We start from the raw sequence: 20,286 nt of genomic DNA, 5'->3' as shown, positions 1-20,286 counted from the left end.
GGGATTAGGCGAGGTCGAGGACGATGCGGCCCTCGATGTCGCCGTGGTGCATGCGCGCGAAGACGTCGTTGATCTTCTCGAGCGGTTCGGTGTGGACAGTCGCGTGAACCTTGCCCTCGCCGGCGAAGGCCAGCGCCTCCATCAGGTCGAGCCGGGTGCCGACGATCGAGCCGCGGACGGTGACGCCGTTGAGCACGGTGTCGAAGATCGACAGCGGAAAATCGCCGGGCGGCAGGCCATTGAGGGCCACCGTGCCGCCGCGCCGGACCATGCCGAGCGCCTGCTGGAAGGCCTTGGGCGAGACGGCGGTGACGAGGACGCCCTGCGCGCCGCCGATCGCCGCCTTGATCGCGGCGGCGGGATCCTGCTCTCGGGCGTTGACGGTCACGGCCGCGCCAAGGCGTGTCGCCAGATCGAGCTTGCGGTCGTCGATGTCGACCGCCGCCACGTTGAGCCCCATCGCCTTGGCGTACTGCACGGCCATGTGACCCAGGCCGCCGATGCCGGAGACCACGACCCACTCGCCCGGCTTGGCCTCGGTCGCCTTCAGTCCCTTGTAGACGGTAACGCCCGCGCACAGGATCGGCGCGATGTCGATAAAGCCGACATTGTCCGGCAGGTGGCCGACATAGTTGGGGTCGGCGAGGACGTATTCGGCGAAGCTGCCGTTGACCGAATAGCCGGTGTTCTGCTGGCTCTCGCACAGGGTCTCCCATCCCCCCAGGCAATGCACGCAATGGCCGCAGGCGGTGTAGAGCCACGGCACGCCGACCCGGTCGCCCTCCTTGACGTGGGTGACGCCCGACCCGACAGCGGCGACGTGACCGACGCCTTCATGGCCAGGAATGAAGGGCGGGTTCGGCTTCACCGGCCAATCGCCCTCGGCGGCGTGCAGGTCGGTGTGACAGACGCCGGTGGCGGCGATCTTCACCAGGATCTGTCCGGGACCGACCGTGGGGATCGGCGCTTCCTCGATCACCAGCGGCGCGCCGAATTGGCGGACGACAGCCGCCTTCATGGTCTTGGCCATGGCTGTGCTCCTTTGCGAGGGATCAGAAGAGACCAAGGCCGTGCTCGTCGTAGGAGACGAGCAGGTTCTTGGTCTGCTGGTAGTGATCGAGCATCGCCTTGTGGGTCTCGCGTCCGAACCCCGAGGCCTTGTAGCCGCCGAAGGCGGCGTGGGCCGGATACTGGTGATAGCAGTTGGTCCAGACCCGTCCGGCCTCGATGGCGCGGCCGAGGCGATAGGCGGTGTTGCCGCTGCGGCTCCAGACGCCGGCGCCCAGACCATAGGGGGTGTCGTTGGCGATCGCGATCGCCTCGTCGAGGGTCTTGAAGGTCGTCACCGACAACACTGGGCCGAAGATCTCCTCCTGGAAGATCCGCATGCTGTTGTCGCCGACGAAGACGGTCGGCTGCACGAAATAGCCCCCGTCGAGTTCGCCTCCGGGCAGCGCCCGCGCGCCGCCGATCAGGCATTGCGCGCCCTCGTTCTTGCCGATCTCGATATAGCCGAGGATCTTGCGCAGCTGGTCTTCGGACGCCTGGGCGCCCAGCTGGGTCGCGGGGTCGAGCGGGTCGCCCTGACGGATCGCCGCCACGCGGGCCACGGCCCGCTCCATGAACCGGTCGAAGATCGATTCATGGATCAGGGCGCGCGAGGGACAGGTGCAGACCTCGCCCTTGTTGAAGGCGAAGAGCGTGAACCCTTCCAGCGCCTTGTCGAAGAAGGCGTCCTCCTCATCAAGGACGTCGGCCATGAAGATGTTGGGCGACTTGCCCCCGAGCTCCATCGTCTGCGGGATCAGGTGATCGGCCGCGGCGTGCATGATCGCCTTGCCCGTGACCGTCTCGCCGGTGAACGAGACCTTGGCGATCCGCGGGTTGGCGGCGATCGCCTGGCCGACGGTTCGGCCGGGCCCGGTCACGACGTTGAGCACGCCCGGCGGCAGGATGTCGGCGGTGAGTTCGGCGAGCATCATCAGCGTCAGGGGCGTCTGGGACGCTGGCTTGATGACCGTGCAGTTGCCGGCGGCCAGCGCGGGCGCGATCTTCCAGGCCGCCATCAGCAGGGGGAAGTTCCAGGGAATGATCTGGCCGACCACGCCAAGCGGCTCGCGGAAATGGTAGGCGATGGTGTCGGCGTCGATCGTCGAGATCGCGCCTTCCTCGGCCCGGATGCATCCAGCGAAATAGCGGAAGTGATCGACCGCGAGCGGCACGTCGGCGCCGCGCGTCTCGCGGATCGGCTTGCCGTTGTCGAGCGTCTCGGCGAGCGCCAGCAGGTCGAGGTTCTGCTCCAGGCGATCGGCGACCCGGCTCAGCAGCCGGGACCGCTCGGCCGGCGACAACCGCGCCCAGCCGGCCTTGGCGCGATGGGCGGCGTCGAGCGCCAGTTCCACGTCGGCCGGACCCGACAGGGCGAACTCGGCGATCCGGTCGCCATTGATCGGGCTGTGGTCGGCGAAGTACTCGCCCGTGGTCGGGGCCGACCAGGCGCCGCCGATGAAGTTGTCGTAGCGCGCCTTGAACAAGGGCGCGGCGCGCATCGTCTCGATGGCCTTGTGGAACATCGCTTGGCTCCCTGCTGGTGACGACGAGCCTAGTGGCGGGCGCGGCCGAGGATATCCGTAGATGTCACATCGCCTGGCGGCGCCCGGACGTGAAAGAACCTGCCGGGCGTGCTCGCCCGGCAGGTTCTTCGGCGCGTCGCGGCTTGAGCGGGCGTTACATGTCCTTCATGGGCATGGCGGGATCCTTGGCGTCCTTGGGAGCCATGGGTTTGCCTTTCGGGGCCATCGGCTTGTCCATGCAGCAGCCCTTCATGGGCTTCTTGGCGGCGGGATCCTTGGGCGGCGTGGCCGGCATGTTCGCCATCCCCTGTTGATGGTCCTTCATCATCTGGTCGTGCATCTGCTGGCCGCCATGGTCCATGCCCTGCATGTGGGCGTGGTCCGGCGGGGTCTGGGCGGAGGCGGCCGGCGCGGGCTGGGTCTGGGCCTTGGGCGCGGGGCCGTCGGCGAATGCGGCGGTCCCCATGGCCAGAAGGCCGACAGCGCCGGCCACGACTGCGATCTTGCGCATCATTTCTGATCTCCAACTTATGACGTTCGCGTCCGATGGCGTCGTCTGCATCTCGAACGGCGTGACGCTTGCAATGCCCGCAATTGGCGGCCGCGCGTATACGTAAGGTCCGAAGGCGCGGTCAGCGCGACATCTGTCGGCAGCCCGCGGCGCACACCCTGCACGTCTCGGCGCACTGGGCCATCGGGGCGTCGGCGCGGGGTTTCGAACAGGCCGCCGCGCACAGGTCGCAGGCTTCGGCGCAGGCGCGGCAGAGCACCGGGTGCAGGGCCGAGCCGCGGAGCATGGAGTTGGCGGTCGCCTGGCACAGCTCGGCGCAGTCGGTGAGCATGGCGATCAGGTCGGGGGCGGCGAGCGCGCCGCCTTGACCGAGGGCGTAGGCGGCGGTCTCAAGGCACCGGCGATGGGAAGCCAGGCAGTGATCGATGCAGTCGCTCATCGACATCGCCATGCCGGGCATGGCGTCCATGCCCTTCATGTCGTGGGCCTGGGCGGCCGCCGCGGCGGGCTGGGCGGCGCCGGCCGCCAACAGGGCGGCTCCCGTGAGCAGGTCTCGTCGTTGCAGCAGGGGGCACCTCAAGGTTTGTTCGCTAAACCTCGCTTGAAAGCACAAACCCAGAACTAGGTGGTAAGCCGCCTGATGTAGGGCTTACCTCGAGGTTTGTGCGCCAATGTACGCTTAGCAGTACGAAGCCAGAACCTAGGCGCGAACAGTCTCATGCCGGTGCTCTAGGTCATCACTCTCCGGATCTGTGCTGCAACAGCAGCGGCGTCGCGCCCTACCCCACGCAGCACGCCTGAACTGAAGCTGCGCAGACCTGGTTGTCCGACGAAATAAATTCCGGGCTGCCCAATCGCCCTACCGTCACGCTGAAGTAGCGTGCCTGCGCCATCCACAAGGCCGGGAAGCTTCGTAAAACCGACGTTCGGTCGGTAGCCGGTCGCGAAGATCACCGCATCGATTCGCTCCTCAACGCCATCAGCCCAAACCACACCTGTCTCGGTAAAGCTGGTGAACATCGGCTTCGCCAATGGCGCGCCCCGCTTCAGTGCGGCGCTGTAGTGACCGTCGTCGAGCACTGGCGTTCCTTGATCCGACAGGCGCCGCGAACGATCCACGCCAGCCAAGTTGAACCAGAAATGGATATCGCGTCCCAACAAGGTCTGCGGGATGAAACGCACGCGACTCCTCACCGCCAGCGTCACGTCAGCCTCAGCAGCGAGCTCGACCGCAACTTGGACAGCAGAGTTAGCGGCTCCGACCACCACCACGCGCCGCCCACGATACGGCTCTGGATTGCGATAGCCGGCAACATGCAACGCCATTCCGCCGAAGCGCTCGTGTCCCGGCAATCGCGGCATGTGCGGGGCCTCAAAAACGCCTGTGGCAATCACGACCGATCGCGCGACGTACTCCCGGCCAGCCGTTGTCCGTAGCCAAAAGCCTTCAGGAGTTCGCTCGACGGAGGTCACCCGCTGGCCAGTCAGCACCGGCAGGGAGAGCGCATCAGCATAGTTTGCCAAATAGGCCGACACCTCATCCCGGCGCGGGTAGCGCTTCGGATCGCCGGGAAACGCTCGATCAGGTAAAGCCGAATAGGCGGCAGGTGAGAAGAGTCGCAGAGAGTCGTAGTAACGCGGCCAGGAGCCAGCCACCGCCGCTCCGCCTTCCAGGATTGCGAACTTCAAGCCAGTCTTGAGCAGCGCCCAGCCGGCGGCAAGGCCGCTTTGTCCACCACCCACCACGAGGACATCATACTTCTGCATCGATCAGCTCGCGACCGGTTCAGACGTGTTCGAAGCCCCTTGGTGCAACGCCTTGTCGTCGTCCTTGAAATTCGGCGCGGTCAACCTGAGCCGCAGCAGATGGCGCCCCAGCGGGCCCGCCCATGCGGCCGGCATCAGGATCGCGGCGGACCGACAACTACTCTTCATTATATGCATGTTTGCGTCCATATGCATATGTTTCTCAAAGCGGATTGCGGCTCTAGCCTCGGCCAGGGCAACAAAGCGGCGACAGGGCTCTGACCTCTTCCGACATGCTCTGCAGTTTGTCGGCCAGGGCGCGCCCGTCGAGTTCATAGAACACGTGCCGCCCCTCCCGGCTGGCCGTTACCACGCCGGTGTCACGTAGAATCTGGAGATGGCGGGAGATCACCGAGCGATCCTGTCCGAAGCCCTCGGAGATCGTCGCCACGTCCGCTCGCCCCAACTGCACCAGCTTGGTCAGCAACTGCAGCCGGACCGGCTCGCACAAGGCACGAAAGAAGCCTGCGTCGAAGGTCCTGGGTCGCTCGAGTTTAACGTCTGTGGGCATGAACGCTCTGAGTTGGCATCATGTGTATATATGTGCACATATGCAGGTGTAAATCATCTTCCGCTTTCAGAGGGGCGCCTGGAGCGGGTCGCTGGCCTGCCGGCAGACCCGGACATTCTGGAACTTCGGTCAGTCCTGCCGCGCACTTCTCAACATTTCGCCCACCCTGCGGCGAAATCGTATCGCCTCCACGAACGCCGCCTCATTGGCAGGATCCGATGAGCGCCAGCGCCGGAATGCGTCGGCGTCCTCCACTGAAAAGGCGCCGGAATGCAGGCGGTTGACCCACGAGAGACTCTCTCGCTCCAAACGCGAAAGCTTCGCTCTGCCCATCGCCTCAGCTCCTAAGCTCCGACGCCAGCCTCTCCATCTTTGAACGGCCCCGACGACTGTCGCCGGGGGGCGCTCGCTCCCCTCTTACCCGGCGATCGTCAGCCTGAGCGCCAGGGCCGCGAGGGTGATGAGGAGGATCGGCGTGGTCAGGATGATCCCGACTTTGAAATAGTAGCCCCAGGAGATCTTGATCCCCTTGGCGCTGAGCACGTGCAGCCACAACAACGTGGCCAGCGAGCCGATCGGGGTGATCTTGGGGCCCAGGTCGCTGCCGATCACGTTGGCGTAGATCATCGCCTCCTTGACCGCGCCGGTCGCGCCGCTGGCCTCGATGGAGAGCGCGCCGACCAGGACGGTGGGCATGTTGTTCATGACCGAGGACAGGAGCGCCGTCAGAACGCCCGTGCCGAAGGCCGCGCCCCAGACACCGCCTTTGGCGAAGTGATTGAGCAGGCCCGCTAGCTGGTCGGTGAGGCCCGCGTTGCGCAGCCCGTAGACCACCAGGTACATGCCCAGCGAGAAGATGACGACCTGCCAGGGAGCGCCCTTCAGGACCTTGCGCGTGCTGATGATGTGGCCCCGGCCCGCGATCACCAACAAGACCAGGGCTCCGACCGCAGCCGTGGCGCTGACAGGCACGCCTAGCGGCTCGAGAGCGAAGAACCCGATCAGGAGCAGCGCCAGGACTACCCAGCCGGCCTTGAAGGTCGCGGGATCCTTGATGGCGGCCGCCGGCGTTTTCAGCTGGGCGACGTCGTAAGTCTTGGGAATGTCGCGACGGAAGTAGATCAGCAGCGCCCCCAGGGTCGCGGCGATCGCCGCCAAGTTTACGGGGATCATGACCAGGGCGTAGCGCCCAAAGCCGATCTTGAAGAAGTCTGCCGAGACGATGTTGACGAGATTGGAGACCACCAGCGGCAGGCTGGCCATATCGGCGATGAAGCCCGCCGCCATAACGAAGGCCAGGGTCGCCTTGTCCTTGAAACCAAGGGCCATGAGCATGGCGATGACGATGGGGGTGAGGATCAGCGCCGCCCCGTCATTGGCGAACACCGACGAGACTGCGGCCCCCAGGAGCACGATCGAGGCGAACAGGAGCCGCCCCTTGCCGCCGCCCCAGCGCGCTACGTGCAGCGCGGCCCATTCGAAGAAGCCCGCTTCATCGAGAAGCAGGCTGATGATGATGACCGCGATGAACGCGCCGGTGGCGTTCCAGACGATGTGCCAGACGGTCAGTATGTCGGCCAGGTGCACGACGCCGGTGACCAGCGCCAGCGCCGCGCCGATGCTGGCGCTCCAGCCGATGCTGAGACCCTTGGGCTGCCAGATGACCAGGGTGATGGTGGCGATGAAGATCAGCAGGGCAAGGATCACGGACAGGCTCTGGACTGGAGACGAAAAGACGGCGGACAGGATTGACTGTCCGCCGCACCAACTTGCGGGCGCGTTAGCGCCCTGCGGTTCAGCTCTTGGGAGGCGCCATCTGCGTCAGCTGGGAGGCAGCAGCTTTGGCCGCTTGGTGCTGGGCCGGAGGCAGAAGGATGAGGCCGCGGCCTTGCAAGTAGCCGCCGCGCCCCGTGGCCGCGTCGGAGACGAACTCGGCCAGGAAGTCCTTCAGGCCGGGCGTTACGCCGACGTTGGCCTTCTTGACGTAGATGTAGAGCGAGCGCGACACGGGGTACTGGCCGCTGGCGATCGTCTGGGCGGTCGGTTTGACGCCGTTGACGGCGGCGGCCTTGATGCGGTTGCCGTTCTCCTCGAGGAAGGAGTAGCCGAAGACGCCCAGCGCCCCGGGGGTCTTGGTGATGGTGCCGACGATGGCGTTGTCGTTTTCGCCGGCGTCGATCCAGCCGCCGTCCGTGCGCATAGGATCGACCTTGGCTTTGAAGGCCTTGTCGTCCTTGTCGTGCAGAGCCTTGATGGTCGGGAACTTCTTGGCGCCGGCCTCGACGCCCAGCTCTATCCAGGCGTCGCGGGTGCCCGAGGTCGGCGGCGGGCCGTAGACCAGGATGCGGTTGCTGGGGAGGTTTGAGCCGACCTCTTTCCAGTTCTTGTAGGGGTTGGCGACGAACTGGCCGCCCCGCAAGGCGTTCTGCGCCAAGCCCAGATAGAGGTGCTCGAGCTTGAAATTGTAGTCGGGCGCCTTCTTGTCCATGGCGATGACGATGCCGTCGAACCCGATCTTGATCTCGACGATGTCCTTGACGCCCTTGGCCTTGCAGGCCTCGAACTCGGACTTCTTCATCGGACGCGAGGCGTTGGCGACGTCGGGGAAGCCCTCGCCCAGGCCGCCGCAGAACATCTTGAAACCGCCGCCGGTGCCCAGGCTCTCGACCTTGGGCGACTTCTTGCCGGTCTTCTTGGCGAAGTTCTCGGCCACGCGGGTGGTGAACGGGAAGACGGTGGACGAGCCGGCGGCCCAGACGTAGTCGCGGGCGGCGTGCGCGGCCGAGGCGCACGTCAGCAAAGCCGTCGCCGCAGCGACGCCGAGGAGCTTTTTCATCTTGCTGTTCCTGAGCGGTCGGGTGGTTAGGTCAGGGAAACGACTTCACCGTCTTCTTTGGTGAAGCTGGCCGGCTTGCGATCAAGCAGATCCAGGACAACTTCAGACGGCCGGCAGAGCTTCACGCCCTTCGGCGTGACGACAATAGGCCGGTTTACAAGGATGGGTTGCTCGACCATGGCGTCGAGAATTTGGTTCTCCCCGACGCCGTCATCCAGGAGGCCCAGCTCGGCGGCAGGCGTGCCCTTCTCGCGCATCAGCTGGCGGAAGGTCAGGCCTGCTTCGGCGGCTAGCTCGCGCAACTGGTCATGGGTCCAGCCCGCGACGAGATACTCCACGACCTTGGGCTCGTAGCCGGCCGCCCGCACTATCGCCACGGTGTTGCGCGAGGTGCCGCAGTTGGGGTTGTGGAAGATCACGATCGGAAAGTCGGCGTCAGCCATGGGTCACCAGGAAGCAAATGAAGGGTCGAAGCAGGATCAGGCGGCGGACTCGTCGGGCGCCTTGGACTTGCCGATGTCGTCCAGTCGGCGCTGCAACGACAGCCGGTCGAGCGAGGCCATCGGCAAGGCGCAGAAGAGCGTGATGCGGCTATTGAGCTGGCGATAGGCTTCGGCGAAGGCCAGAGCGATTTCGGCCTCCGTCCCTGTGGCCAGCGACGGATCGGGAATGCCCCAATGGGCGGTCATCGGCTGACCCGGCCAGATCGGGCAGGCCTCGCCGGCGGCGTTGTCGCAGACGGTGAAGACGAAATCGAGATCCGGGGCGTCAGGGTTGTTCAGGATCGCGAACTCGTCCCAGGCCTTCGAACGCAGCTCGTCGGTCTTATAGTTGAGATGCTGAAGCAGATTGATGGCGTGCGGGTTGATCCTGCCGCTGGGCATGGACCCGGCCGAATAGGCCTTGAAGCGGCCAGCGCCGACCCGGTTCATGATCGACTCGGCGATGACCGAGCGGGCCGAGTTGTGCGTGCAGAGAAAGAGAACGTTCAGCGGTCGGAAAGCCGTGTCGATCATGCCGTCTCCAGTTCGGTAAGGCAGGTTCCATCGCACTCGGCGGCCTTGGCGACGATCTCGCTCAACGGTGCGCAGATCTGGGGATTGCCGCCGCAACAGTCCTCCATGAGGAAGCCCAGCAGCGTGCTCATGGCCGCGTAGTTGGCCGAGTAGATGATCGATCGCCCCTCGCGGCGCGAGGTGATCAGGTCGGCGTGGCTGAGGATGTTGAGGTTCGCTGACAGGGTGTTAGGCAAGATCCCGGTGGCCTTGGCGATCTCGCCGGCGGGCATTCCCTCGGCGCCCATCTGCACCAACAGGCGAAAGATACCCAGACGGCCCTCATGTCCAAGGGCGCTCAAGGCTGCAGCGGCAACTTTCGATTCCATATTTCGACCTTACTCGAAAAATAAGACGAACTGAAGACAAGAAAACCCGCGACCAGCGGGCCGCGGGCTTCGATGAGATCAGGCCGTTTGCGGCGCGCGCTCGTGCGCCATTGCCGCCTCGCCCAGGACGACATGTTCGGGGATCCGACCAGAGGCTTTGCGCTCGCTGTAGCGGTCGACCAGGTAGTCGGCGCGATCGCGCGTCAGAAGGGTGAACTTGTAGAGCTCTTCCATCACGTCGACGACGCGGTCGTAGTAGCCCGACGGCTTCATTCGATCGTGCTCGTCGAACTCCTTGTAAGCCATGGCGACTGACGACTGGTTGGGGATGGTGATCATCCGCATCCACCGGCCGAGTAGGCGCATAGTGTTGACGGCGTTGAACGACTGCGAGCCGCCGCTGACCTGCATGACCGCCAGGGTGCGTCCTTGAGTTGGCCGCACACTGCCGATCTCCAGTGGGATCCAGTCGATCTGCGCCTTCATGATGCCGGTGATCGCGCCATGGCGCTCAGGACTGCACCATACCTGGCCCTCCGACCACAGCGAAAGCTCGCGCAGCTCCTGGACCTTGGGGTGGTCGGCCGTCGTGGCGTCGGGCAACGGCAGGCCGGCCGGATCGAAGACGCGGGTTTCGGCGCCCATACGGTCGAGGATCCTCTGGGCCTCATAGGTCAGCAGGCGACTGAACGACCGCTCCCGCAGCGAGCCGTAGAGCAGCAGGATCCGCGGCGGATGGGTCGAGATCTTGGGCGGCTCGAGCTTTTCAAGGGTCGGGTGATCGGCGAACTCTGCGGCCAAGGCAGGGAAATCAGACACGGCGGCTCCAAGCAACGAGACTCCTAGTGGAGTCGTGGTTTTGATTCAAAAAAGGGTCAGGCGGCGCTCGGCGCGGCGCAGTCCAGCTCGAGGCCAGCGCAGCAGCTCTCGGTCAGATAGGCCGCCAGGGCCCCCACGAGCTCATAGTTGGCGGTGCAGATCACCTCGCGGCCGCGACGCTCTTGCCGGACCAGGCCGGCCCGCGACAACGCGGTCAAGTGGTGCGACAGGGTCGAGGCCGGGGCTTCCATAAGCCGAACCAGATCGGTGACGTTGGCCCCCGCCGCGCCGGCTCGCACCAGCACGCGGAACAGTCGAAGCCGCACGGGGCTCCCCAAGGCGGCCAGGCCGCCGGCAACGGCGTCTTCAGAGAGTAGCGACATTCACATAACTATATTTCTAGTGAAATAGTGGAGTCAACACGGAGCCGATCACCTTGCGCCTCCTTCGGTGTTAACGGCTAGGGTGTCGAGAGGACCGGCGACAGGAGAAGCTATGCCGCAGCACCGCGATCCTCTCACGACCAAACCACTCACTGCTGCGCAACAGGCGCTCGGCCTGCTCCTGGAGCAGCAGCAACGCGAATGTCGCGCCGGCAACGCACTTGTCGGCGCCGATGCCGAGGCCTTCCTCGATGCTCTGATCGAGCGGTTTGAGGCTCACCATGCCCGCGTTAGCCGCAAGCTGAGCAAATAGCCTATAGCTTTGCGGCATCAATTTCGGCTGCTGGTATCCGGCCGATCGTCGCCTTGCTGACGCCCAGGACGCGGGCTAGGTGGCGCACGCTTTCTCCGTTGGCGCGCTGCTGGGCGACGAAGGTCCGCTGGGCAGCGGTCAGACTGTGGCGGCGCCCAAGCTTGACCCCGCGTGCCTTGGCTCGCTCACGGCCCTCGCTGGTGCGTGACCGGATCAGTTCACGCTCGAACTCGGCCAGGCCGCCCAGGACGGTAAGCATCAACCGCCCGTGTGGCGTGGTGGTGTCGGCCCAGGTGTCGCGGATGGATCGGAACTGTGCGCCCTGTTCAGTCAACGCGGCGAGCACGTTGAGAAGATCGCGCGTCGATCGGGCCAGGCGATCGAGCCGAGTGACCATCAGGACGTCGCCGGCGGCCAATGAGGCGATGGCGCGCTTGAGCTGGGTGCGGTCGGTCTTCGCTCCGGACGCGGTTTCGCTGAACACCTTCTCGCATCCAGCCGCTGTCAGTTCCGCCACCTGTGCGGCGACGCTCTGACCGTCGGTGGAGACCCGTGCATAGCCGTAAATCATCACTCAATTTTGAGACTATAATTCGAGACGCGCAAGCGTCTGAAATCGTTGAGGCTGGCCAGCGTCTCGTATTTCGTGAATTATGAGCCAGCGCGAAAGCGGCGGGGACGATCCCATGGCGCGGCGAAGCTTGCTCACGGCTGATGAACGGCGAAGGCTGTTCGAGCCTCCGGTCACCGACCGCGAGGTAGCGCGCTTCTACACGTTGTCACTTGAAGACCTTCGATGGATCGACGCCCGCAAAGGAGCCGCCAACAAGTTGGGCGTCGCGATGCAGATGGCTCTGCTCCGTCACCCTGGTTTCGGGTGGCGAGTTGGAGAGGCGGCCCCGCTCGTGCTCCGTCGTTTTTGGCCGACCAGCTCCATGTGCCGGTCTCGGCTTTGGACGACTATTCCAAGCGCCCCCAGACCCGCCTTGATCACACCGGTCAGCTTTACGAGCGACTGGGCCTTCGCGCATTTGTACGGGGCGATATTCGCCAGATGGTGTCAGTCGCCGCCGCCGCGGCCGCCGAGACTGACAAGGGCGGACCGATAGTTGAAGCCCTGATAAGCGAACTGCGCCAGCGTCGGATCATCCTGCCGGCCCCCGATACTTTGGAGCGCGTTGGCTTGGCCGGTCGCTCGCAGGCTAGGCGCAAGGCGGCCGAGGACCTGTTGGCTCCGCTATCGATCTCACAGTTGGAGGTCGTTGACCAAATGCTGGTCAACAGCCCACACCTGAGGAAGTCGACCTTGGCCTGGTTACGCGACGTTCCAGAGTCACCTAGCGCCGCCTCGATGTCAGGGATAACTGAGCGCTTGGCCTATGTCCGAGCCATCGGCATCAATCCGTCAATCACCGAAACCATCCATGAGCGGCGCTTCGAGCAGTACGTTCGTGAAGGGGCGGTCGCGCCAGCCTTCTTGCTGAGCGGCTACAGCGTCAGCCGCCGACGGGCTACCGTCGTCGCCCAGTTGATCTTTCTCGAAAGCCGCCTGAGTGACGCCGCCGTCGACATGTTCGACAAGATGGTGGGATCGCTGTTCGCCAAGGGACGTCGCGGCCGCGAGCGCAAATACCAGGCCAGCAGTCGCGAAGTCAGTCAGCTCATGCGCCTGTTTAGTGGCGTGATCGGCGCGGTGGAACATGCCCGCGCCGACGGCGGCGACGTGCTCGACGCGCTCGATGCCCAGGTTGGATGGTGGAAGGTGATCCAGGCCCGGCCGAAGATCGAGGCCCTGGCGGCGCTCGCGGTCGAGGATCCGTTGGTCAGCGCCGCCGATCGCTACGGCGCGCTGCGCCGGTTCGCCCCGACCTTTCTAGAGCACATACGCTTGCGCGCCGGCACGGGCGGGGCCTCTCTGCTGAAGGCTGTCGAACTTCTGCGAGAGCTCAACCGGACAGCCCGTCGCGAGATCCCCGACGACGCGCCGATGCCGTTTGCCTCCAAGCATTGGAAGGCCCTCGTCAAACCGTCAGGGCCTTCGATCAACAGACGCCTGTACGAGACGGCCGTGATGGCGACGTTGCGCGATCGGCTCAGATCGGGCGATGTCTGGATCGAGGGCTCGAGATCCTACAAGCGCTTTGCCGACTATCTGCTACCCAAGGACGAAGTCGCGGCAGAGGCTGAAGCCTTGCCGGTCGACGTGGAGATGGGGGCCTACCTGGCCGAACGGGCCGGTCTTTTAGATCAGCGCCTGGCGAGCTTCGCGCGCCGCCTGTCGAAGGGCGACTTGGTCGGTGTCGTGTTGAAGGGCGAGGAGCTATCGGTCACGCCGGTGAAAGCCAGCACCCCTGACGAAGCCAGAACCCTCGATCGAGCGATCGATGCTCTGCTCCCGCGGGTTCGGATCACGGAGCTGCTCAGGGAGATCGACGCGCTGACCGGCTTCTCGTCGATGTTCCGCGAACTGCGCTCAGGTAAGGTCCACGACAATCCCAGTTGCATCCTGGCCGCGGTCCTAGCCGACGCCACCAATCTTGGCCTGGAAAGGATGGCCAACGCCAGCCAGGGAGTCAGCTACGCCCAGCTCGCCTGGACGCAGAGCTGGTACTTGAGCGAGGAGAACTATAAGGCCGCCTTGGCCAGGATCATCGAGGTCCACCACGCTCAGGCGTTCGCCCGCCATTGGGGCGATGGCGAGGCCTCTTCATCCGACGGCCAGTTCTTCAGGTCCGGCCGGCGTCGCGGCGGCGCCGCCGAGGTCAACGCTAAGTACGGTCCAGAGCCGGGCTTGCGGATCTACACCCACCTGTCGGACATGCACGGCTCGTTCCATACCCGGGTGCTGTCGGCCACTTCCTCGGAGGCGCCCTATGTGCTCGACGGTCTGATCGGCCGCGGTGGCGGCGAGCACTACACCGACACCGGCGGCGCCACCGACCACGTGTTCGCGCTCTGCCATCTGCTGGGCTACCGGTTTGTGCCTCGCTTGCGCGATCTCCAGGACCGCAGGGTAGCTATCATCGGCGCCAAGCCGCGCCATAGCATCCTCGAACCCCTGCTCGGACGGCCGATCCGCGTCGATGTCATCGAAGAAAACTGGGAGGACATCGTCCACCTGGCGGCGTCTCTGAAGGCCGGTTCCGTCGCACCCTCGGTGATGCTCAAGAAGCTGTCGGCGTTCAAACGGCAAAACCGCCTCGACATGGGCCTGGCCGAGGTTGGCCGGATCGAGCGCACACTGTTCACCCTCGACTGGCTGGAAAGTCCGGAGCTGCGCCGGCGTTGTCAGGCAGGGCTCAACAAAAGCGAGGCCCGCCACGCTCTGGCCCAGGCGGTGTTTGTCCATAAGCAGGGCCGCATCGCCGACCGCACACTGCAGAACCAGGAGCATCGCGCCTCTGGACTGAACTTGGTGATCGCGGCAATCGCGCTTTGGAACACATTATATATGCAGCGTGCCGTCGAGCATCTGCGGGAGAGGGGGCAGGTTGCGCCCGACGACCTTCTTGCCCATCTTTCGCCGATGAGTTGGGCCCATATCGGGCTGACCGGTGACTACCTCTGGGCGGATGCGGCGAAGCACCGCGGCATGAGGCCGTTGAACGACCCAATGGGCGACAGACATTACGCCGCATAACAGGTGTTCTTGGTTCGTACTTTTAGCCGAGGTTTAGCGCACAAACCTTGAGGTGAGGCCCAGCATGTCAATCTCCCGGCGGGTGGGCGGGTCTGGTCAGACCCGCGGTGAGGAAGGTTCGCGGCCCGTGGCCCTGGCCATGCGCGTGTCCTCCCAGGGCCAGTGGCCGTTGATCTCGACGCCGAGCGAGATGCTAAGGAAGGTGCGCACGAAGACCAGACCGGCCAGGACGATGAGATCGTCCAAGGTCGGGTTGATGACGAGCGACTTGACGATGTCGCCGGCGACCAGGAATTCGAGGCCAAGAAGGATGCTTCGGCCGAGGGCGGACCGGAACGCGCCATAGGCCTTGGCCCGGTCGCCCGATCGGGCCCGCAGGGCGAACAGGATCGTCGCCAGCGCCGCGCCGCTGAGGATGGTCAGCGTGCCCGCCAGCTCGAGGATGATCACCGCGAGCCTGAAGAAGGCGCTGAGCCAGCCGGACTCAATGGTGATCATACCAGCCTCGGCGGCGGATGTTGTTGAAGCTGTCGGTGGTGTGACAGGCGTAGCATTGTTCGACGCGCGCCTTGGAGCCGGCGGCGCGCTGGGAGACCATGCTGAAGTGCTCCATGAAATGACTGGGCGGCGCGGTGTGGCACTCCGAGCATTGCGTCGAGCTGACCGACGGATGCCGGAAGTTGGGAACCTTCCAACTGCTGGTCGCGTGGCAGCTGGCGCAGTCCTGGCCGAAGAGTCCCAGATGCGGATCGCGGACGGAATGGCAGCTTGCGCAATTGAGCGCGGCTTCGGGCGGCAAGGCGTGCGGATTGGGTGGCGAAACAGCCGGCCCTCGCCACACCGCCGGATCGAGCAACGCCTGATGGTCCATCTTCACGATGGCGCGCGCGCCTTCGTGCTCGACGTGGCAAGCCGTGCACTCCTTGGCCTGGGCATGGAACTGGGTCGACTGTTTGTTTCCGAAATCGGTGCTCGCGTGGCAGGCGACGCAGGTCTTGCTCTCCACGCCCTTGAGAGGCGTGTGGCAACTGGCGCACTGCGCGCCGAAGGCTTGGTGGGCCGGCGACAGGGGGCCTGGCGCGACAAGCTGAGCCACCGGTCCGGCGCCGGGCGGCGCGCTTGTCTGCATCATCGCCGCGACGCCCAGCAGCGCCAGGCCGGCGGCGACAAAGATCCAGTAGAGGAGGCGGTCCCGCATCATAGCCAGCGCAGCCCGAAATAGATGGCCGCGGCGATGTGCAAAAGCAGCACCAGGTAGACCAGCGCCCCCAGGACAGCGTGCAGCCACCGCCAACGCGACAACAGCCGGTTGGTCGCACCCTCCGCGCGGATGGCGAACTCGGTGTCGGCCAAGGCCGCGGCCAGGGCCTCGGCCCCATCGGGCGGCGGCGCCGGCGGTTCGCCGGCGACGAAGAACAGCCGCTTCCAGCGGGAAAGCGCAACGGCCGCCGCCGTCGGCGCCGGGGGCGCCGGCAGGTGGAGATACGCCGCTTGCAGGGACGCCAGCTCGGAGCGGCGGCCGCGCAGGGCCCGCGCCGTCTGCGCCAGCAGGTAGCGGCCGACGAAGCCGCTGAGGACCGTCAGCAGCACAAGGCCGGTCAGCGTTAGGCCGACGGGGCTGCCGAACTTGTGGGCGGCATGAACCAACCCCAGGATCGGAGCCAGCACGCCCGCATACACATGCAGGGCCAGCAGCGTCGGCTTGCTGACGAACCGGCCTGTCCACCGTTCCGCCGCCTTGACGTGCTTGACCACCACATAGGGCAGGGTCAGCAGCATGAGGACGGCGGCGACGACGCCGATGACGCCGCCGACCAGGCTGCCGGGAAAGCGCGGCGCGACGTGCAGGACGTAGCCCAGCGGAAAGAGCAGCAGGAAGGCCACAAGCAGGCCGACGGCCATGTCGCCGCGCTCGCGCATCAGGCCTCCACCACGAGCGGCTGGCCCGTGCTCTTGGCCTGGCAGGCCAGGATGTAGCCCTTGGCCTTGTCGGCGGGATCCAGGCCGGTCTCCACCGCCATGGTGACCTCGCCCGAAATCAGCCGGGTGACGCAGACGCCGCATTCACCCGAGCGGCAGGCATAGGGGATTTCCACCCCCGCGCCCTCCGCGGCTTCCAGGACGGTCTGGCCGGCGGGGAGCGGGGCCGACACGCCCGCCACGGAAAAGGTGATGGTGGCCGCGGCGACCGCCGGCGTGGGGGGCGCGACGACGCTCGGGGATGACGGCGCGGGGGGCGGCGCCTTGACCTCGAGCTCGGCCGCGTCGGCGGGCAGCGACGCGGGCCCGAAGGCTTCGGTGTGAAGTTGAGCGTCCGGGACGCCCAGAGCGGCCAGCTCCCGGCGCATCGCGGCCATCATGCCCGGCGGCCCGCACATGTGAATGCGGCGGCGGGCGATGTCTGGGACCGCGTCGAGCAGCATCTGGCGGGTGAGCGGGCCTTGCGGCCCCAGCCAGACCGTGCCGGCCGAGCGTCGCATGGCCGCCATCACGTGCAGATTGGAGAACCGCCGCTCGAGCCGCTCGAGCTCCTCGCGGAAGACGAATTCGTCGGTCGAACGGGCGCCGTACAGGAAGAAGATCTCGCCCGACCAAGCCGTGTCGGTCAGGTAGCGCAGGACCGACATCATGGGGGTGATGCCGACCCCGCCGGCGATCAGCACGATGCTGTCGGCGTCGGTTCCGGTGAAGGTGAACGCGCCGAAGGGGCCCGTCGTCTTCAGCAGGTCGCCGACGGCGACCTTGTCGTGCAGAAAGCACGACACGACGCCCTGCTCCTCGCGCTTGACCGTTAGCTCGACATAGGCGCGCTGCGTCGGCGAGGAGGCGATGGTGTAGGATCGCCGCGAGGGCTTGCCATCCACCGGCTCCACCTCGACCTGGAGAAACTGGCCGGGCAGAAAATCGAAGGGCAGCCGATCGGCGGCCGGGTCGGCCAGCCGGAAGGTCTGAACCGTCGGCGTCTCCCGCACGATCTGGACCACCCGCAACGGGCCAGACCAGCTCCTGGGCTTGCGCAGCGACGCCCCGGCGGGCGGCGCGGCGTTGCTCGGCGTGAGCGTTTCAGCGCCCGGCTCAACGGCCGCCGCCTGGCGTGGCGAGGCCGTCGCGGTCGCCGGGGCGGGCGCGGGGGCCGTCGACCCGCCGGCGTCGACGATCTTGCGGACCCGCCGCAGGCGCGCGACCTGCAGGCCCAGCAGCATCGCGCTGACCATCGCCAGGACGAACATCAGCATGAAATGGGGCGGCGAGACGCCGAGCCACCGGATCGGCGCCGCGTGCGGCGGCGCGCCCAGGCTCATCTGATCCCGAAACCAGGTGATCGCCGCCGGCTGCGGGGACGCGCCGCGGTCGAGGGCGGCGAGCGCGGCCGATCCGCTCGCGAAGAGGTCGCTTGCTTCACGCAGGCGCCGCGCCGCGCTCGCCCGGGCGGCCGGATCTTCGGACCGCGCGGCGGCGGAGGCCTCGGCGGCCATGGCCAATCCGCGCTCCACGCGCGCTTGGGCCTCGCCCATCAACCGGTTGCGCCCCTCGGCGCTGAGCGACGGGGCGGCGAGCAGTTGTGAGACGAAGGGCGTGCGCCGGGCGCCATGCTCGCCTTCGCCCTCCATCATCTCGTCCATCATTCCGCTCATGCCGGCTGCCGCGGGGCTCGGCGCGGCGCCCATGACGCCGGCGTCCGCCATCGCGCCGCCTTGCGCGCCCGGATGGTGGGCCGCGTGCTCGTCGCCTTCCTGGGCGATGGCCGCCGTCGAAAGCAGAAGGCAGGCGGCGGCCAGACCCAAGCTCCATCCCTGTCGGCTGGTCGTGCCGCGCATCGGGCTTGCCCTCGTCTTCACATGTCCTTCATCGGAGCCGATGGGCTCATCGGCGCGGCGTCGGGTTGGGGCGTCGTCCCCGTGGCCGCGCCGCCCTGGCGCATGGCGTGGTGATCCATCTCCTGACGATGATGGCGCTCCATCGTCGCCGCGTCGTGATCGGCGTCATGTTGCCCGGCGGCGTTGTTCGAAGGCGCCGTCGAGCCGCCGACGCCGGGATCCGGATCGGCGGCGCTGGGGACCGGGGCCGCGGCGGGCGACGGGGCCGGGGCCTGGACCGAGGCCGCGGGCGGCGGGGGCTCAGCGCCCTTGTCGCCGCAGGCGGTGAGGGCGAGCGCCGCGGCGCCGATCACAAGCGCCTGGATGGGCGCGCGAAGTGTGTGGCGGATGTCGATCATGGCAAGTTCCTCCCTGGAGATCATGGGCTCGACACCGATGGCCTTCGCCGCGGACGGGCGCGCCAGGGGCGAGCGGTGGAGCCGGCGAGGTCGCCGGCCAAGGATTGACGTGTCGCCGCGCGCCCGGGCGGGTCAGAGCGCCTCCCGCGGTGCGTCGCCGCGGGCGTCCGACCGCCGGACCCGTCTTTCGGCGAGGAAGGCCAGGATCGGACAGTCCGAGGCCGCCACGTCCATCGGGCAATCGTCGGCCAGCGCGCTGAGCACGTCACGGATATCCGACAGCCGCTGAATGCGGCGTTCGGCGTCGCGGATCTTCTCGCGGGTGATCTCCAGCACCGCCGACGCCTTGGCGGTGTCGGAGGCTTGAAGCGCGAGCAGGTCGGCGGTTTCGGCGAGCGTGAAGCCGAGCTCCTGCGCGGCCCGGATGAAATGGAGCCGCAGGAGGTCGGCGTCCTCATAGACACGGTAGCCGGCGCCGGTCCTGCCCGGATCGCGCAGCAGGCCGGTGCGCTCGTAGTACCGGATCGTATCGCGCCGCACGCCGGCGGCTGCGGCGAACGCGCCGATCTTGAAGGTCGTCATGATACTCGTCGCCTCGCTCGTTGGACGAAAGCCCAAGGTCAGCGGAGGGGCGCGCCCGCCGGTCGCTCCGGCGAGACGGCGTGGGCCATCCCGCCGCTGGCGAACCGATCGCCCGCTCAGTTCTTGCGCAGCTCGACGATGTCGTGCTTGGCCGGCGTACCGTCGGCGACCGTGACATGGGCGAAGTGGTCGTCGAAGACGTGGTCGATCTTCACGTGCCCGACGAGGTCGCGCCGATAGGACGGCGGGGCCTTGTTGGGCCCCGGCAGCTGCTTGACGCGGTAGACTTCCAGGGTCTGGCCGACCTCGGCGCCGTCCGCCTTGCCGATGCAGATCACGGTGCCGTTGCTGTCGTTCGCGACGATCGAGCCCTTCATGAAGAAGGTGTGGCCGATCCCTTGCGCCAGAACCGGCGTTGCAACGAGCATCGCGATGCCGGCCAAGCCGGCGATGACGGACGTCTTGATCATCTTTGACTCCTTAGATGAATAGGTTTGGAGATGAGTAGATGCGCCGCCGTTTGATCTTCGACGGGAAGAAGTTGTTCTTCGAGTCCAGGACTAGGGTCCTACGTCCCGGGTCGGAATACGTAGATTCCGAAGCGCAGGTTTTGGCCCTCGTCTCGCGCGACGGGGCGCCAGGCCGCGGCGGCGATCGCGCCGCTCCGAACCTCGGCCGTCCTGGGCGCGGGCGCGTCCCCCCGGGGGGCGAT

General features: G+C 66.4%; 23 protein-coding genes and 1 pseudogene. 2 read left to right on the top strand and 22 right to left on the bottom strand.

Annotated features, from left to right (window positions below):
• Positions 1-4: 4 nt before the first annotated feature.
• From adhP to AC07R7_RS20415, 14 genes are all read right to left on the bottom strand, one after another.
• Positions 5-1,030 carry an alcohol dehydrogenase AdhP gene (gene adhP / locus AC07R7_RS20480; RefSeq protein ID WP_062100020.1) on the bottom strand — a complete coding sequence of 342 codons (1,026 nt, stop codon included), beginning with the start codon at positions 1,028-1,030 and terminating at the stop codon, positions 5-7.
• A gap of 22 nt (positions 1,031-1,052) precedes the next feature.
• On the bottom strand, positions 1,053-2,573 hold the full coding sequence (locus tag AC07R7_RS20475; RefSeq protein ID WP_062100021.1) for an aldehyde dehydrogenase family protein: 1,521 nt from the start codon (positions 2,571-2,573) through the stop codon (positions 1,053-1,055).
• 154 nt (positions 2,574-2,727) lie between these two features.
• Positions 2,728-3,084, bottom strand: coding sequence for a DcrB/PsbP domain-containing protein (locus AC07R7_RS20470; protein ID WP_197425325.1), 357 nt, complete (start codon positions 3,082-3,084; stop codon positions 2,728-2,730).
• Positions 3,085-3,205: 121 nt separating this feature from the next.
• A complete protein-coding gene (locus tag AC07R7_RS20465; protein WP_494636427.1) occupies positions 3,206-3,613 on the bottom strand; it encodes a four-helix bundle copper-binding protein in 408 nt (135 codons plus the stop codon).
• Positions 3,614-3,813: 200 nt separating this feature from the next.
• Positions 3,814-4,851 (bottom strand): flavin-containing monooxygenase, encoded by a 1,038-nt coding sequence (locus AC07R7_RS20460; RefSeq protein WP_295105846.1) that lies wholly within the window; start codon positions 4,849-4,851, stop codon positions 3,814-3,816.
• 220 nt (positions 4,852-5,071) lie between these two features.
• Complete coding sequence (locus AC07R7_RS20455; RefSeq protein WP_494636426.1) at positions 5,072-5,401, bottom strand: ArsR/SmtB family transcription factor; 330 nt, start codon at positions 5,399-5,401, stop codon at positions 5,072-5,074.
• 129 nt (positions 5,402-5,530) lie between these two features.
• Positions 5,531-5,734, bottom strand: coding sequence for a FecR/PupR family sigma factor regulator (locus AC07R7_RS20450; protein ID WP_494636425.1), 204 nt, complete (start codon positions 5,732-5,734; stop codon positions 5,531-5,533).
• An 84-nt stretch (positions 5,735-5,818) separates the two neighbouring features.
• Positions 5,819-7,108: an arsenic transporter gene (locus tag AC07R7_RS20445; RefSeq protein ID WP_066683144.1), complete on the bottom strand. Its 1,290-nt coding sequence runs from the start codon at positions 7,106-7,108 to the stop codon at positions 5,819-5,821.
• An 88-nt stretch (positions 7,109-7,196) separates the two neighbouring features.
• Positions 7,197-8,237 carry a substrate-binding domain-containing protein gene (locus AC07R7_RS20440; protein WP_066683143.1) on the bottom strand — a complete coding sequence of 347 codons (1,041 nt, stop codon included), beginning with the start codon at positions 8,235-8,237 and terminating at the stop codon, positions 7,197-7,199.
• A 26-nt stretch (positions 8,238-8,263) separates the two neighbouring features.
• A complete protein-coding gene (gene arsC, locus AC07R7_RS20435) occupies positions 8,264-8,680 on the bottom strand; it encodes an arsenate reductase (glutaredoxin) (RefSeq protein WP_066683142.1) in 417 nt (138 codons plus the stop codon).
• A gap of 36 nt (positions 8,681-8,716) precedes the next feature.
• The gene (locus AC07R7_RS20430; RefSeq protein WP_066683141.1) at positions 8,717-9,253 is read right to left on the bottom strand and encodes an arsenate reductase ArsC; all 537 of its coding nucleotides are present in this window, start codon (positions 9,251-9,253) and stop codon (positions 8,717-8,719) included.
• Positions 9,250-9,621 carry an ArsR/SmtB family transcription factor gene (locus AC07R7_RS20425; protein ID WP_066683140.1) on the bottom strand — a complete coding sequence of 124 codons (372 nt, stop codon included), beginning with the start codon at positions 9,619-9,621 and terminating at the stop codon, positions 9,250-9,252. The genes AC07R7_RS20430 and AC07R7_RS20425 overlap by 4 nt, the downstream gene beginning before the upstream one ends.
• A 78-nt stretch (positions 9,622-9,699) precedes the next feature.
• Positions 9,700-10,440: an arsenical resistance protein ArsH gene (gene arsH, locus AC07R7_RS20420; RefSeq protein ID WP_066683139.1), complete on the bottom strand. Its 741-nt coding sequence runs from the start codon at positions 10,438-10,440 to the stop codon at positions 9,700-9,702.
• Between the two features lie 56 nt (positions 10,441-10,496).
• Complete coding sequence (locus AC07R7_RS20415) at positions 10,497-10,823, bottom strand: ArsR/SmtB family transcription factor (protein ID WP_066683138.1); 327 nt, start codon at positions 10,821-10,823, stop codon at positions 10,497-10,499.
• A gap of 112 nt (positions 10,824-10,935) precedes the next feature.
• Between AC07R7_RS20415 and AC07R7_RS20410 the strand changes: the two genes are divergently transcribed.
• On the top strand, positions 10,936-11,136 hold the full coding sequence (locus tag AC07R7_RS20410) for a hypothetical protein (protein WP_066683137.1): 201 nt from the start codon (positions 10,936-10,938) through the stop codon (positions 11,134-11,136).
• 1 nt (position 11,137) lies between these two features.
• Here the strand turns inward: AC07R7_RS20410 and AC07R7_RS20405 are convergent, their stop codons facing one another.
• The gene (locus AC07R7_RS20405) at positions 11,138-11,707 is read right to left on the bottom strand and encodes a recombinase family protein (RefSeq protein ID WP_101714484.1); all 570 of its coding nucleotides are present in this window, start codon (positions 11,705-11,707) and stop codon (positions 11,138-11,140) included.
• 115 nt (positions 11,708-11,822) lie between these two features.
• On the opposite strand from AC07R7_RS20405, the pseudogene AC07R7_RS20400 reads away from it, so the two are divergent.
• Positions 11,823-14,776, top strand: a pseudogene (locus AC07R7_RS20400) (Tn3 family transposase).
• A gap of 96 nt (positions 14,777-14,872) precedes the next feature.
• On the opposite strand, the gene AC07R7_RS20395 reads toward AC07R7_RS20400, so the two are convergent.
• From AC07R7_RS20395 to AC07R7_RS20365, 7 genes are all read right to left on the bottom strand, one after another.
• On the bottom strand, positions 14,873-15,274 hold the full coding sequence (locus tag AC07R7_RS20395; protein WP_062100024.1) for a DUF1622 domain-containing protein: 402 nt from the start codon (positions 15,272-15,274) through the stop codon (positions 14,873-14,875).
• Positions 15,261-15,974 carry a cytochrome C gene (locus AC07R7_RS20390; protein WP_231732075.1) on the bottom strand — a complete coding sequence of 238 codons (714 nt, stop codon included), beginning with the start codon at positions 15,972-15,974 and terminating at the stop codon, positions 15,261-15,263. The genes AC07R7_RS20395 and AC07R7_RS20390 overlap by 14 nt, the downstream gene beginning before the upstream one ends.
• Positions 15,974-16,696 carry a hypothetical protein gene (locus tag AC07R7_RS20385; RefSeq protein WP_062100026.1) on the bottom strand — a complete coding sequence of 241 codons (723 nt, stop codon included), beginning with the start codon at positions 16,694-16,696 and terminating at the stop codon, positions 15,974-15,976. Before AC07R7_RS20385 ends, AC07R7_RS20390 begins: the two co-directional genes overlap by 1 nt.
• A complete protein-coding gene (locus tag AC07R7_RS20380; RefSeq protein ID WP_494636424.1) occupies positions 16,696-18,594 on the bottom strand; it encodes a 2Fe-2S iron-sulfur cluster-binding protein in 1,899 nt (632 codons plus the stop codon). Before AC07R7_RS20380 ends, AC07R7_RS20385 begins: the two co-directional genes overlap by 1 nt.
• 17 nt (positions 18,595-18,611) lie before the next feature.
• On the bottom strand, positions 18,612-18,992 hold the full coding sequence (locus AC07R7_RS20375; RefSeq protein WP_066730188.1) for a hypothetical protein: 381 nt from the start codon (positions 18,990-18,992) through the stop codon (positions 18,612-18,614).
• 132 nt (positions 18,993-19,124) lie between these two features.
• Positions 19,125-19,574, bottom strand: a complete 450-nt coding sequence (locus tag AC07R7_RS20370; protein WP_062098120.1) for a heavy metal-responsive transcriptional regulator — start codon at positions 19,572-19,574, stop codon at positions 19,125-19,127.
• Between the two features lie 116 nt (positions 19,575-19,690).
• Positions 19,691-20,044, bottom strand: a complete 354-nt coding sequence (locus AC07R7_RS20365; RefSeq protein WP_172274915.1) for a hypothetical protein — start codon at positions 20,042-20,044, stop codon at positions 19,691-19,693.
• Positions 20,045-20,286 lie beyond the last annotated feature (242 nt).

The organism is Caulobacter sp. GW821-FHT05F04 (genome assembly GCF_059419665.1).
Note: the sequence above shows the minus strand (reverse complement) of the source record. Positions and strands in the feature narration are given on the sequence as shown.